Below are 12,300 nucleotides of genomic sequence, written 5' to 3' on the forward strand. Positions count from 1 at the left end.
TATCCTCGTCGCCCGCCATCGTCCCGCCATCCCCCGCTGCGGCGCCAGCACAGCGCAGCCCCGGCCCTAAAATCGACCAGTCCAACGACATGCCCGACATGCAGCACAGCACCCCTGCCGCACCGCCCGCCCACCGCCCCATCCGCGACCTGCCCGAGGAACTCATCAGCCAGATCGCGGCCGGCGAGGTGGTCGAGCGCCCGGCCTCGGTGGTGCGCGAACTGCTGGACAACGCCCTCGACGCAGGGGCCACGCAGGTCACCGTGCGGCTATCGGCCGGCGGGGTGCGGCTGATCGCCGTGGAAGACGATGGCAGCGGCATTGCCCAAGACGAGCTAGCGGTGGCGCTGCGCCGCCATGCGACCAGCAAAATCAGCAGCCTGAGCGACCTGGAGACCGTTGCCACGATGGGCTTCAGGGGCGAGGCCCTGGCCGCCATTGCCTCGGTGTCGGAACTGTCGCTGCTCTCGCGCCCGGCCGCCCAGGCCAGCGCCTTCGTGCTCGACGCGCGCAGCGGCGAGCTGCGCCCTGCGGCCCGCAGCACGGGCACCACGGTGGAGGTCAAAGAGCTGTTCTTCTCCACCCCCGCGCGCCGCAAATTCCTCAAAGCCGATGCCACCGAACTGGCGCATTGCCTCGAATCGGTGCGCCGCCATGCGCTGGCGCGGCCCGATGTGGGCTTTGCCGTCTGGCACGACGGCAAACTGGTCGAGCAATGGCGCGCCAGCTTCGTGCCCGGACAGGGCGATGCCCGGGATGCGCTGGCACGCCGCCTGTCGGACGTGCTCGGCGCCGACTTCGTCGCGCAGTCGGTGGCACTACAGCACCGTGGAGGCTCGGTCACCGTGACCGGCCACGCCGGCCTGCCCGACGCGGCGCGCGCGCGCGCCGACCACCAGTATTGCTACGTGAACGGCCGCTTCGTGCGCGACAAGGTGATAAGCCATGCGGCGCGCAGCGCATACGAGGATGTGCTGCACGGCCACAAGCAGCCGGTATATGTGCTGTACCTGGAGATCGACCCGGCCCGCGTCGACGTGAACGTGCACCCGACCAAGATCGAACTGCGCTTTCGCGACAGCCGCGAAGTGCACCAGGCCGTGCGCCACGCCGTGGAAAACGCGCTGGCCACACCCCGTGCGGCAGCGCTGGCAGCCGCAGAAGCAGGCGCCGCCGTCACGGCAGCCAAACAGCCGCAGGCGCATGCCTGGCGTGCGCAGTCTGCCCTCCGATTAGAGGAGCGCGGCCACCATGTGGCGGATCTGCAAGCGCTGTGGGGGCCGAAAAAAGACCCTCCACCCGACAGCGGGCAGGCCCACGGACAGAGCAGCGAACCGTGGGCCGGACCACGCCTGGCGCAGCGCGCACCCGCGCCGCCGCTCAGCCCGGCGGGCACAGCCGCCCGGGACATCGGCACAGAGGCCCAGCGCCCGACCCTGCCCCCCGGCAGCCAGGAGCAGGGCCATGCCTTGCCTTCAGGCCGTGAAGGTCAGGAGGTTGCCCGGTCTTTGGACCAGGAAGGCCGGGAGGCCGCTTGGCCACTGGGCCAGGAAGGTCAGGAAGTCGCTTGGCCATTGGGCCGAGCGGTGGCCCAGATCCATGGCGTCTATATCCTGGCCGAGAACGCCCAGGGCATGGTGATCGTGGACATGCATGCCGCGCACGAGCGCATCGTCTACGAGCGCCTGAAGGCCCAGTTGGACAGCGGTGCGCGCATGGCCAGCCAACCCCTGCTGATCCCCGGCACTTTCGCCGCCACCGCCGAGGAAGTGGCCACCGCCGAAGAATCGGCCGAGGTGCTGGCCACACTGGGACTGGAAGTGATTCCGTTCTCGCCCAAAACCCTGGCCGTGCGCGCCGTGCCCGCCGTGCTGGCGCAGGGCGATGCGGTGGAACTGGCCCGCAGCGTGCTGGCCGAACTGGCCGCGCACGACACCAGCACCGTGGTGCAGCGCGCCCGCAACGAACTGCTGGGCACCATGGCCTGCCACGGCGCAGTGCGCGCCAACCGGCACCTGACCATCGACGAGATGAACGCCCTGCTGCGCCAGATGGAGGCCACCGAGCGCTCAGACCAATGCAACCATGGCCGCCCGACATGGCGGCAGCTATCGATGAAAGAGTTGGACGCGCTGTTCCTGCGCGGACGCTGACCGATCAGATGTCGTAGGCTGCGCGCAGCCATCGGAGCGCAGCGCAAGGCGCAGCGCGCAGCCCATACCGGGCTGTATTGGCAAGCGATGCAACGCCGCGCTACGCTTCGATGGCCAGCGCAGACCGACAGATGATCGGTGACGCGACACTCGCATTCCGGAACCCGCCATGGCCTGCCGGGGCGGAACCCGCCGCCGATAGCGCCCTTCTTGCCTTCTGGTACGCTCGGGCCGATATGCCAGCCCCTTGCGCCAGCGCGACATCTGCGGCCGCCCCCATCTGCCTGCATCCGGGCTTGGCCATCCTGGTGCTGGCCCTGCTGCTGAGCATACAGCCGGTCACGACCGACCTGTACCTGCCTGCCCTGCCCGCCATCACCAACAGCCTGGCCGCGCCGATGGCCGCCGCGCAACTCACGCTGAGCGGCCTGTTGCTGGCGTTTGGCTGCTCGCAGATGGTCTGGGGGCCGCTGTCCGACCGCTTTGGCCGCCGCCCCATCCTGCTGACGGGTCTGTGCATCTACACCCTGGCCTCGCTGGGCAGCGCGTTCGCATCCACCATTGCCCAACTGGTGCTGTGGCGCATTGCGCAGGGCGCAGCAATGGGGGCCGCCGTGATGTGCGCGCGGGCCATCGTGCGCGACCTGTATACCCCGCTGGAAGGCGCGCGCGCCATGTCCAAGGCCCTCACCGGGCTGGGCATCGTGGCCTGCGTCTGCGCGCCGCTGGGCGGGCTGCTGAGCCAATGGCTGGGCTGGCGCGCAGCGCTGCTGGTGCTCACCGGCTATGCCCTGGTCACGCTGGCCCTGGTGGCATGGCGCTTGCCCGAGACCCTGGTGCAGCGCAACCCGCAGGCGTTGCAGCCGCGCACGCTATTGAGGACCTGGCAGCAGGTGTTGCGCAATCCGACCTTCTGGGCCTTCTCGCTGTTGACCACGACCTCCTACGGCGGCCTGTTCACCTTTCTCGCGGCGTCGCCGTTTGTCTACATCGATGTGCTGGGACTCACGCGCACGCAGTACGGCTGGGTCATGGCCTCGGCCTGCCTGGCTTATTTTGCCGGCACCCTGCTGTGCCGCCGCCTGCTGAGCCGCCATGGGCTGCTGCGCACGGTGGCGATTGCCGGTGGCCTGAGCGTCAGCGGCGGCACGCTGCTGGCGCTGGTGGCGCTGCTGGGCTGGCACCAGCCCTGGGCGCTGCTGCTGCCGTTCTACCTGTTCATGCTCGGCCATGGCATGCACCAGCCCTGCGGGCAAAGCGGCGCCGTGGGGCCGTTCCCGAAGGCGGCCGGCGTGGCCTCTGCGCTCAGCGGCTGCATGACGATGCTGGCGGCCTTTGCCATGGGCGGGTGGCTGGGCCTGCGGTTGGACGGCAGCATCTGGCCGCTGGTCAACGGCATCTGGTTCTGGTCGGTATTGCTGGCACTGGTCGCGTGGACACTGGTGCAAAAGTTCGGTGACAGCACGGCCGCAGGCACCTCGGCCGGAGACCGCAGTGGCCGCGCCTGACAGCCGGCTCCCGAACATCGCCCTGGCAGGCCCCACGGCGGCGGGCAAGACGGCGGCGGCGCTGGCGCTGGCGGCGGCGCTGGGCCGGCGCCAAGCGGTGGAGATCATCAGCGTGGACTCGGCCCTGGTCTACCGGGGCATGGACATCGGCAGCGCCAAGCCCACGCCGGCCGAGCGCGCCGCCGTGCCGCACCACCTGATCGACATCCGCGACCCGCTACAGGCTTACAGCGCCGCCGAGTTCGTGCAAGACGCCCGCCGGCTCATCGGCGAAATCCGTGCCCGTGGCGCGTTGCCGTTGCTGGTGGGCGGCACCATGCTGTACTTCAAGGCTTTGTTCGACGGCCTGGACGCCATGCCCGCCGCCGACCCCGCCGTGCGCGCGCGGCTGAATGCCCGGGCCGCCGAGCAGGGCTGGCCCGCGCTGCACACCGAACTGGCCCGCGTCGACCCCGTGACCGCCGCCCGACTGGCCCCCGGCGACAGCCAGCGCATACAGCGCGCTTTGGAGGTGTGGCAGATATCGGGCCAGCCGCTGTCGAGCTTTCATGCCATCGAAAAAGGAGCTGCCGGCGCATATGGTGCTTGCGCCTGCGCATTGTTTTCGTTGGAACCGCAAGACCGTGCCTGGCTGCACGAGCGCATCGCCCGACGCTTTGACGCCATGCTCGCCGCCGGCTTCATCGCCGAAGTGCAGGCCCTGCGCGCGCGCGGCGACCTGCACCCCGACCTGCCCGCGATGCGCTGCGTGGGCTATCGCCAGGTCTGGGAGGCGCTCGATTGGCAAGCCCGCCACGCCGGCGGCCCGCCGTTGCATGGGGCCCCGCTGCATGCGCGCGGCATGGACGCGGTGCGCGAGCGCGGCGTGGCCGCCACACGCCAACTGGCCAAGCGCCAAATCACCTGGCTGCGCAGCATGCCGCAGCGCCACACCACGGCCTGCGACCAGCCCCAGGCCGTGGCCCAACTGGTGCAGGCGGTGTTGCAGCGGCTGGAGCAGCACGCTCCCTGAGTGCCACTGAATGGCGCTGAATGGCACCGGCGCGCTCAGAGCAGCGCCAGCCGTTCCCACCCCGGCGCCGCAGCACCCGTCAGCGCCAGCCGCAGCACCTGGGCGCGCGCAGGCCGGGCGGCCGCGTCCCAGTCGCTGAGCACCACGCGCCGCAAGCCGCCCCCCAGTGGGTGCTCGGCCGGGCGGTGCGTGTGGCCGTGGATCAGGGTGCGGGCCGCAGCGGCGTTCAGCCAGGCGACGGCTGCCAGGTCATCGACATCGGCATAGGACAGGCCCGACAGCTTGCGCGCCGCGCTCTGCTGGCGCATCGCGCGTGCCTGCTCCCGGCGCATGGCCAGGGGCTGGGCCAGAAAGCGCTGCTGCCACCGGGCGCTGCGCAGTTGCACGCGCAAGCGCTGGTAGTCCACATCGTCCACACACAGCCGGTCGCCATGGCTGAGCAGGATGCGCTGGCCGCCAAACACCAGCACGCTGGGGTCTGCCAGGCCGGTGATGCCGCAATGCGCCAGGAACGCCGGGCCGGCCAGAAAATCGCGGTTGCCGGGCATGAAGTACATGGCCAGGCGCTGCGCCGGGGCCTGCAACGCAGCGCAGCCCCGGGCCTCGAAGCTCGGCTGCCCGGCGCTGCTGTCATCGATGGCATCGTCGCCGACCCAGACCTCGAACAGGTCGCCCAGAATGAACAGCGCGTCGGCGGGTGTGGTCTGCAAATAATGCTGCCATGCGGCCAGGGTGGCCGGATCGCTGGCCTGCAAATGCAGGTCGGAAACGACATCGACCCTGCGCCAATGCGCTGGAGCGGCCAGTTCCCCGAACCGGGGCAGGCCGGCCCGCATGGCGCGCGCAGCGGCAGGCATGGCAGCCATGGCCTTTACAGGGCCACGGCCTTTTCGATCACCACATCCTCCTTGGGCACATCGTCGTGAAAGCCCTTGCGGCCCGTCTTCACGGCCTCGATCTTGTCCACCACGGCGGTGCCCGAGACCACCTTGCCGAACACGGCATAGCCCCAGCCCTGGGCCGAAGGCGCGGTATGGTCCAGAAAGCCGTTGTCGACCAGGTTGATGAAGAACTGCGCAGTGGCCGAATGCGGGTCGCTGGTGCGGGCCATGGCCACGGTGTAGCTGGCGTTCTTCAGGCCGTTGTCGGCCTCGTTGTGTATCGGCGCATCGGAGCGCTTGGGCTTCATGCCCGGCTCGAAACCGCCGCCTTGCACCATGAAGCCGGGAATCACCCGGTGAAAGAGGGTGTTGTCGTAGCGGCCCTGGTGCACATAGGCGAGGAAGTTCTCGACCGACTTGGGCGCCTTGGCGGCGTCAAGCTCCAGCGTGATGACACCGTAACCGGTGATGTGCAGTTCGACTTGGGGGTGGCTCATGGCAGGGGTTCTTCCGGAAAAATCACTGCACCAGGGTGGCGGAGTCGATGGTGACAGGGGTGGTGGGCACATTCTGGTGCTCGGCCCTGCTGCCGGTGGCGACGGCCTTGATCTTGTCGACCACGGCCATGCCGCTGACCACCTTGCCAAACACGGCGTAGCCATGGCCATCGGGGTTGGGGGCGTTGAGCATGGCGTTGTCCTTCACATTGATGAAGAACTGCGCGGTGGCCGAATTCGGATTGCCGGTGCGCGCCATGGCGATGGTGTAGCGCTCGTTCTTCAGGCCGTTATTGGCTTCGAGCGGAATCGGCGGCAAGGTGGGCTTGGCCGTCATATCGGCCGTATAGCCGCCGCCCTGGATCATGAACCCGTCGATCACACGGTGAAACACGGTGCCGTCATAGTGCCGGCTCTTGACATAGGCGAGGAAGTTCTCGACCGTCTTGGGCGCTTTGGCCGGCTCCAACTGGAGCACGATGTCCCCCATGGACGTGGCCAGTTTGACTTTGGGCGCCTCTTGCGCCGCCGGCACCCCCTGTGCCTGCTGCGCCTGAACCGGGCTTGCCATGTTGAAAACAGCAGTCAGCGCAATACCGGCAAGCACCAGGGCCGAGTTTCTTGTGCGAATCATCCAATCACTCCTTGAAAAAAAATGGCGACCAATCAATGTCCGTCCCGCTGCGCCCGTGCGGACAGCCTCGGCGCGGCGCCGAACGTTACCACTGAAGCCATCGGCCTTCAGCGCCGATCAGCGAACCCGGTGGAAACCATGGTGATAGATGCCCGGGCCATGGCCGCCGTACACCACCACAGGGGGCGCGTAATACACCGGCGGGGCGCTGTAGTAAATGGGCCGGTGTGGCACGTAGTACACCGGCGGCGGAGGTGCCAGATACACCGGTGGCGCCATGTACACCGGCGGTGCCACATACACCGGGGCCGGTCGGTAGACGGGATCACCCACATCACCAACGCCGGCCCCCAGCACCACGCCCGGCACAGCCACGCCGATCGACCAATGAACGTCACGGGCCCAGGCAGAACCTGCGCCAGCCCCGCATGCCAGCGCCACAGTCACCGCAGCGACCCAACGGATTGTCGTCATCGAAACCTCCCTTTGATCGAAGACACCAGCACATAACGCAGCAAGCCGGCAAAAGGATGGCAGCAAAGCGCTGCGGCGAACGACAGATCCGCACGCGCGCACCGCCCGGCATATGGCCGGCATATGGCCGTTTGCCGTTGCATGTACGGATTCAAATCACGCTCGAATCACGCGCCGCCGGAGTCCGGTGGCCGGCAGATTCTGAAAACCATCGGCAAAGACGATGCGTGATGCCCCGGCCAATGGCATTGGGCTGCCCGGCACCTGCCCGGCGCCCCAGGCCCTGCAAGCCGCCGTAGCAGCGCATGAAGCGGCACAAGCCAGAGCCGCATGGGGAGGGGCGCAAGAACGGGGCAACGGGGCGTGGCCCCGCCCGCACGGCGTCCCATTGCGCCATTGCGCCATTGCGCCAGCGCGCCGCGCCCTTCATCGCCATGCGGCAGCGCTGCCGCATGGCCGACGGGGAAATCGTCCGGGGCATCTGAAAAGGCGCTTTGTCAGCGCCGCAAACCTTGCGGCACAAAGCGGCTCAGCCGCGCGTTGATGGCCCCCTCATGGCGCTGCCACCACACCCCCAGGCAGACCACGCCCAACCCCAGCAGCGTCAGCACAAACGGAAACAGCAGGCTGTCTTTGAATACCCGGTACGACAGATGTCCCAGGTAATACGCCACACCCAGCCCTCCCAGAATGGTGAACACGCGCCGCCCGATGGCCGCGCCGAACAGCACCAGTGCGACATTGATCAAGGCATAGATGAACTTGTCCAGTTCACGAGCGGAGTCGCGCAAGCTCAAACCGCCCCAGAACATGATGGCGCCCACCAAGTACAGCCAAAACGCAAAGTCCTGCCGCTCCCGGGCCTGCGTGGCCCGGCGGCAGCGCATGTCCACCCATATGGCGACGCAGCAAGTGGCAATGCCGAACAGCAGCGACACATCGCGGGATAACTCCCAGTCGAAGCCCTCGCGCTGCATCAGCCCGTTGGCCATGTCCATGCTCATGTACCAGATCGTGATGGCAATCGGCATCACCATGAACGGCAGGCGGTAGCGCCACAGCATGACCACACCCATGGCCAGCGTGGCGAGCTCCAGCGTCATCCAGCGCCAACTGATCACCGTGTGATAGTCGCGGTAGAAGAAGCCGTCACCGGGCGGCCACAGACCCAGAAGACGCTGCACGCACCACACGGCCAGAGGCACCAGGCACACCGCCAGCGCAGCCAATATGCCCGCCGGCACGGGCAGGCTGCGCGCACGGAAATGGTCCGCCACCATCAGGCAGCCCAACGCATAGACCACACTGATGACCAGCAGGCCGGCGGCGCCGAAACGCTCCCAGCCGCGCGTCATGAACAGCGTCAGCGCGCCTATGGCCAGCAGGCCGCCAAAGTAATACAGCACATTCACAAAGCCAAACGTCGGCCCGCCGGGCCGGCCCGCAGGCACGCCCGGTGCCATGGCCGGGGCCGACGACCAGCGCTGCCACAGGCTTTGCGCCTGCGCCTGGGTGATCACCCCGTCATCGGCGGCGGCGAGCACATCGCTGCGCTCCAGAACGATGCGGTCGGAAACATTCGTCTGCATGGCCGTTCTCATTTGGCAAAGGATGCGGCCATCATAGTGTGCTTGCCCCGGCCTAAAATCGGCCCCATGAGCGCCCACATCCCCTCCGCATCCCCGGCCCACACCCCCGCCCTCCCCAAAGCCAGCAACTTCCTGCGCCAGCTCATCGAATCCGACCTGGCAAAAGGCACCTACGCCAGCCGCCGCTGGGCCGGCAGCCCCGGCGACGCCGCCCACCACGCCCAGGGCGGCCCCGACCCCGCCAAAATACGCACCCGCTTCCCGCCCGAGCCGAATGGCTACCTGCACATCGGCCACGCCAAAAGCATCTGCCTGAACTTCGGCTTGGCGCGCGACTACGGCGGTGTGTGCCACCTGCGCTTTGACGACACCAATCCGGAAAAAGAAAACCCCGAATACGTCGACAGCATCATCGACGCGGTGCAATGGCTCGGCTTTGACTGGCGCCAGGGCGGCAACGGCCAGCCCTACCAGGCCAGCGACTACTTCGACTTCATGTACCGCGCCGCCGAGCACCTGGTCGAAACCGGCCACGCCTACGTGGACGAACAAACGGTGGAACAAATCCGCATCCACCGTGGCGACTTCAGCAAGCCCGGCGTGGACAGCCCCTTTCGCAACCGCAGCCCGGCAGAAAACCTGGCCCGCTTGCGCGAAATGCGTGCCGGCCAGCACGAAGACGGATCGATGGTGCTGCGCGCCAGGATCGACATGGCCCACCCCAACATCAACATGCGCGATCCGACCATCTACCGCATCCGCCGCACCACCCACCACCGCACGGGCGACACCTGGTGCATCTACCCCCTGTACACCTACGCGCACCCGATCGAGGACGCGCTGGAGCAAATCACCCACAGCCTGTGCACGCTCGAATTTGAAGACCAGCGCCCCTTCTACGACTGGCTGCTGGAGCGCTTGATCGAAACCACCCGGCTCCCCGACGGGCGGGTCGTGGGCGGCCTGCTGGCCAGCCCGCCCCCGCGCCAGTACGAATTTGCGCGCCTGAACCTGACCTACGTGGTCACCAGCAAGCGCAAACTGGCCCAACTGGTGTACGACCACAAGGTCGACGGCTGGGACGACCCCCGCATGCCCACCCTCGCGGGCCTGCGCCGCCGTGGCTACACCCCCGCCGCGCTGCAACTGTTTGCCGAACGCATAGGCGTGACCAAAAGCGACAGTTGGATCGACTACAGCACCCTGGAAGGCTGCCTGCGCGAAGACCTGGAGCCCAAAGCCCACCGTGGCATGGCCGTGCTCAATCCCGTCAAGCTGGTGCTGACCAACTGGGATGCGGTCATGGGCGCCGGCCATTTGGAGCCCGGCACCCTGCCCGCGCTACCCCACCCGATCGAAGGCCAGGCCAGCCCCCTGCGCCACTTTTGCATCGGCCAGCAACTGTGGATCGAGCGCGAAGACTTCGAAGAACATCCCCCCAAGGGCTACAAGCGCCTATATCCACCCCGGCCCGGCGCCGACGGTCAAATGCTGCCCGGCAGCACCGTGCGCCTGAAGGGCGGCTACGTCATCGAATGCACCGGCTGCACCAAGGACGCCACCGGCACCATCGTCCAAGTGCAGGCCACCGTGGTGCCCGACACCAAGAGCGGCACCCCCGGCGCCAACAGCGTCAAGGTCAAAGCCGCCATCACCTGGGTCGGCGTGGCCGACGGCGTGCGCGCCGAGGTGCGCATGTACGACCGCCTGTTCCTGGACGCGCACCCTGACGCCGGCAGCAAAGACTTCATCGAAAGCCTGAACCCCGACAGCCTGAAGGTAGTGAGCGCCATCGTCGAGCCCTCACTGGCCCATGCCAAGCCGGACGACAAGTTCCAATTCGAGCGCCATGGGTACTTTGTCGCAGACCGGGTCGATCATGTGCCAGGCCGGCCGGTATTCAATCTGGCGGTCGGATTGAAGGATTCCTGGGGGAAATCAAGTGATTACTGAGCTGCGCATGGAAAACTGGAAAAGCTACGCGCAATCTTCCCTGTATATCGATCCGTTGACCGTGTTGAGAGGCAGTGCTCACACGATATGCGGGCAAACTGCCCGAACGCGATATACGCCGGGTTTATGCGGAAACCGTGGGTAAATTCAACTCCGATGCGATGCTGTATTGCGAAGAAAATTGGCAACCAGCAGATGCGCCGCATACGGTCGATGCCCGTGGCATGTCGGATGGGACCTTGAGATTTTTGGCGATCTTGACTGCGCTTCTTACGCGCCCGGAAAAGAGCTTGTTGATCATCGAAGAAATCGACAATGGCCTGCATCCTTCACGCGCCAACATGCTCTTGGAGATGCTCCAGACCGTTGGCAAGCAGCGCAGCATCGACGTGCTGGCAACCACGCACAATCCGGCACTGCTCGACGCCATGGGCACCGAGATGATTGCATTCATCACCGTAGCGCATAGAGACAGCAAAACAGGCCACAGCGTCTTGACCTTGCTGGAAGACATGAAACGACTGCCAGCACTATTGGCACAAGGAACGACCGGGCACTTGTCAAGCCGGGGATTGATTGAACGATCGCTGCAGCGATCTCTTGATTTCGAAGGCCTGAGCGAGTTTGGCAATGCCTGAGAAAATCCTGATGGCCCGCACCTGGCCTGCATTGGCTGCCGGTGGCACCAGTATTGGCGATGCAACGATAAAACATGTTGCCGAGTACTACGCCAAGGCTGGATACGCCGTTGAAATAATGACAGGAGATCAGGGCTTGAAGGCTTACCAACCCATTGCACCCATCCCCCGGCCCCGCCGGCGGGGCGGTTGATCCCTGGCTGGTCCGGCCGCCCAATCGCCCAGTACCTATTTGGTACCGAAAATCCTGTCCCCGGCATCGCCCAGACCCGGCAGGATATAGCCATGCTCGTTGAGCTCGCGGTCGATGGCGGCGGTGAAGATGGATACATCGGGGTGGGCTTGTTGCAGTCTGGCGATGCCCTCGGGCACGGCCAGCAGGCAGACGAACTTGATCGAGCGGGGCTTGAGCTGCTTCAGGCGCGCCATGCAGGCAACGGCCGAGTTGCCGGTGGCCAGCATCGGGTCGACCACGATGGTGTCGCGCTCGTCGATCCCGGCGGGCATCTTGAAGTAGTACTCCACGGCTTGCAGCGTGGCCGGGTCGCGGTACAGGCCGATGTGGCCGACACGGGCGCCGGGCACCACGTTGAGCATGCCGTCGAGAAAGCCGTTGCCCGCACGCAGGATCGAAACCAGCACCAGTTTCTTGCCGTCGATCATCTGGCCGGTCATGGTCTCCAGCGGGGTTTCGATCTGCACCGGCGACAGCGGCATGTCGCGCGTGACCTCGTATGCCATCAACTGGCTCAGTTCGCCCAACAGGCGGCGAAAGCTGTTGCTGCTGGCATCTTTCCTGCGCATCAGCGTGAGCTTGTGCTGGACCAGAGGGTGGGTGATGACGGTGAGGTTGCTCATATCCGATAGGCCTTTGCCAGATGTTCCTGAGGGGAAAAGTATTGCCCGCTCCCCGCGCCGCGCACATCCCGGTGGCGCTTGGGTCGGATCGGGGCGGACAAAA

13 protein-coding genes are annotated in these 12,300 nt (G+C 66.5%); 6 read left to right on the plus strand and 7 right to left on the minus strand.

Going from position 1 to position 12,300, the window contains the following annotated elements; translation table 11 throughout:
- Nucleotides 1–89 precede the first annotated feature (89 nt).
- Nucleotides 90–2,153, plus strand: coding sequence for a DNA mismatch repair endonuclease MutL (gene mutL / locus VEIS_RS20460; RefSeq protein ID WP_011811917.1), 2,064 nt, complete (start codon nt 90–92; stop codon nt 2,151–2,153).
- Here the strand turns inward: mutL and VEIS_RS27860 are convergent.
- Nucleotides 2,109–2,303, minus strand: a complete 195-nt coding sequence (locus VEIS_RS27860; RefSeq protein ID WP_232287763.1) for a hypothetical protein — start codon at nt 2,301–2,303, stop codon at nt 2,109–2,111. The genes mutL and VEIS_RS27860 overlap by 45 nt on opposite strands.
- An 86-nt stretch (nt 2,304–2,389) precedes the next feature.
- On the opposite strand from VEIS_RS27860, the gene VEIS_RS20465 reads away from it, so the two are divergent.
- Nucleotides 2,390–3,661 (plus strand): multidrug effflux MFS transporter, encoded by a 1,272-nt coding sequence (locus tag VEIS_RS20465; protein WP_049773982.1) that lies wholly within the window; start codon nt 2,390–2,392, stop codon nt 3,659–3,661.
- Complete coding sequence (gene miaA / locus VEIS_RS20470; RefSeq protein WP_011811919.1) at nt 3,648–4,673, plus strand: tRNA (adenosine(37)-N6)-dimethylallyltransferase MiaA; 1,026 nt, start codon at nt 3,648–3,650, stop codon at nt 4,671–4,673. Before VEIS_RS20465 ends, miaA begins: the two co-directional genes overlap by 14 nt.
- Before the next feature lie 35 nt (nt 4,674–4,708).
- On the opposite strand, the gene VEIS_RS20475 is transcribed toward miaA, so the two are convergent.
- The 5 genes from VEIS_RS20475 to VEIS_RS20495 all read right to left on the minus strand — a co-directional run bounded on the left by VEIS_RS20475 (nt 4,709) and on the right by VEIS_RS20495 (nt 8,748).
- On the minus strand, nt 4,709–5,539 hold the full coding sequence (locus tag VEIS_RS20475; protein WP_011811920.1) for a UDP-2,3-diacylglucosamine diphosphatase: 831 nt from the start codon (nt 5,537–5,539) through the stop codon (nt 4,709–4,711).
- A gap of 5 nt (nt 5,540–5,544) precedes the next feature.
- Nucleotides 5,545–6,051 (minus strand): peptidylprolyl isomerase, encoded by a 507-nt coding sequence (locus VEIS_RS20480; RefSeq protein ID WP_011811921.1) that lies wholly within the window; start codon nt 6,049–6,051, stop codon nt 5,545–5,547.
- A 22-nt stretch (nt 6,052–6,073) separates the two neighbouring features.
- A complete protein-coding gene (locus VEIS_RS20485; protein ID WP_011811922.1) occupies nt 6,074–6,685 on the minus strand; it encodes a peptidylprolyl isomerase in 612 nt (203 codons plus the stop codon).
- A 117-nt stretch (nt 6,686–6,802) separates the two neighbouring features.
- On the minus strand, nt 6,803–7,159 hold the full coding sequence (locus tag VEIS_RS20490; RefSeq protein WP_011811923.1) for a hypothetical protein: 357 nt from the start codon (nt 7,157–7,159) through the stop codon (nt 6,803–6,805).
- 497 nt (nt 7,160–7,656) lie between these two features.
- A complete protein-coding gene (locus VEIS_RS20495) occupies nt 7,657–8,748 on the minus strand; it encodes a DUF2157 domain-containing protein (protein ID WP_011811925.1) in 1,092 nt (363 codons plus the stop codon).
- Nucleotides 8,749–8,814: 66 nt separating this feature from the next.
- Here VEIS_RS20495 and VEIS_RS20500 point away from each other — a divergent pair, with 66 nt between their 5' ends.
- The 3 genes from VEIS_RS20500 to VEIS_RS27865 all read left to right on the plus strand — a co-directional run bounded on the left by VEIS_RS20500 (nt 8,815) and on the right by VEIS_RS27865 (nt 11,532).
- Nucleotides 8,815–10,701 carry a glutamine--tRNA ligase/YqeY domain fusion protein gene (locus VEIS_RS20500; protein WP_011811926.1) on the plus strand — a complete coding sequence of 629 codons (1,887 nt, stop codon included), beginning with the start codon at nt 8,815–8,817 and terminating at the stop codon, nt 10,699–10,701.
- Between the two features lie 74 nt (nt 10,702–10,775).
- A complete protein-coding gene (locus VEIS_RS20505; RefSeq protein WP_011811927.1) occupies nt 10,776–11,339 on the plus strand; it encodes an AAA family ATPase in 564 nt (187 codons plus the stop codon).
- Complete coding sequence (locus VEIS_RS27865; RefSeq protein ID WP_086014376.1) at nt 11,332–11,532, plus strand: hypothetical protein; 201 nt, start codon at nt 11,332–11,334, stop codon at nt 11,530–11,532. The genes VEIS_RS20505 and VEIS_RS27865 overlap by 8 nt, the downstream gene beginning before the upstream one ends.
- Before the next feature lie 35 nt (nt 11,533–11,567).
- On the opposite strand, the gene upp is transcribed toward VEIS_RS27865, so the two are convergent.
- Nucleotides 11,568–12,197: a uracil phosphoribosyltransferase gene (upp, locus tag VEIS_RS20510; RefSeq protein ID WP_011811929.1), complete on the minus strand. Its 630-nt coding sequence runs from the start codon at nt 12,195–12,197 to the stop codon at nt 11,568–11,570.
- Between the last annotated feature and the right edge of the window lie 103 nt (nt 12,198–12,300).

This window comes from Verminephrobacter eiseniae EF01-2 (assembly GCF_000015565.1).
Classification (GTDB): Bacteria; Pseudomonadota; Gammaproteobacteria; order Burkholderiales; family Burkholderiaceae_C; genus Acidovorax; species Acidovorax eiseniae.

Excerpts from the sequence above, each read along its gene's own strand:
- VEIS_RS20490 (WP_011811923.1), bottom strand. The coding sequence starts at position 7,159 with ATGACGACAATCCGTTGGGTCGCTGCGGTGACTGTGGCGCTGGCATGC.
- mutL (WP_011811917.1), top strand. The coding sequence starts at position 90 with ATGCCCGACATGCAGCACAGCACCCCTGCCGCACCGCCCGCCCACCGC.
- VEIS_RS27865 (WP_086014376.1), top strand. The coding sequence starts at position 11,332 with ATGCCTGAGAAAATCCTGATGGCCCGCACCTGGCCTGCATTGGCTGCC.
- VEIS_RS20485 (WP_011811922.1), bottom strand. The coding sequence starts at position 6,685 with ATGATTCGCACAAGAAACTCGGCCCTGGTGCTTGCCGGTATTGCGCTG.
- VEIS_RS20465 (WP_049773982.1), top strand. The coding sequence starts at position 2,390 with ATGCCAGCCCCTTGCGCCAGCGCGACATCTGCGGCCGCCCCCATCTGC.
- VEIS_RS20495 (WP_011811925.1), bottom strand. The coding sequence starts at position 8,748 with ATGCAGACGAATGTTTCCGACCGCATCGTTCTGGAGCGCAGCGATGTG.
- upp (WP_011811929.1), bottom strand. The coding sequence starts at position 12,197 with ATGAGCAACCTCACCGTCATCACCCACCCTCTGGTCCAGCACAAGCTC.
- VEIS_RS20480 (WP_011811921.1), bottom strand. The coding sequence starts at position 6,051 with ATGAGCCACCCCCAAGTCGAACTGCACATCACCGGTTACGGTGTCATC.
- VEIS_RS20475 (WP_011811920.1), bottom strand. The coding sequence starts at position 5,539 with ATGGCTGCCATGCCTGCCGCTGCGCGCGCCATGCGGGCCGGCCTGCCC.
- VEIS_RS20500 (WP_011811926.1), top strand. The coding sequence starts at position 8,815 with ATGAGCGCCCACATCCCCTCCGCATCCCCGGCCCACACCCCCGCCCTC.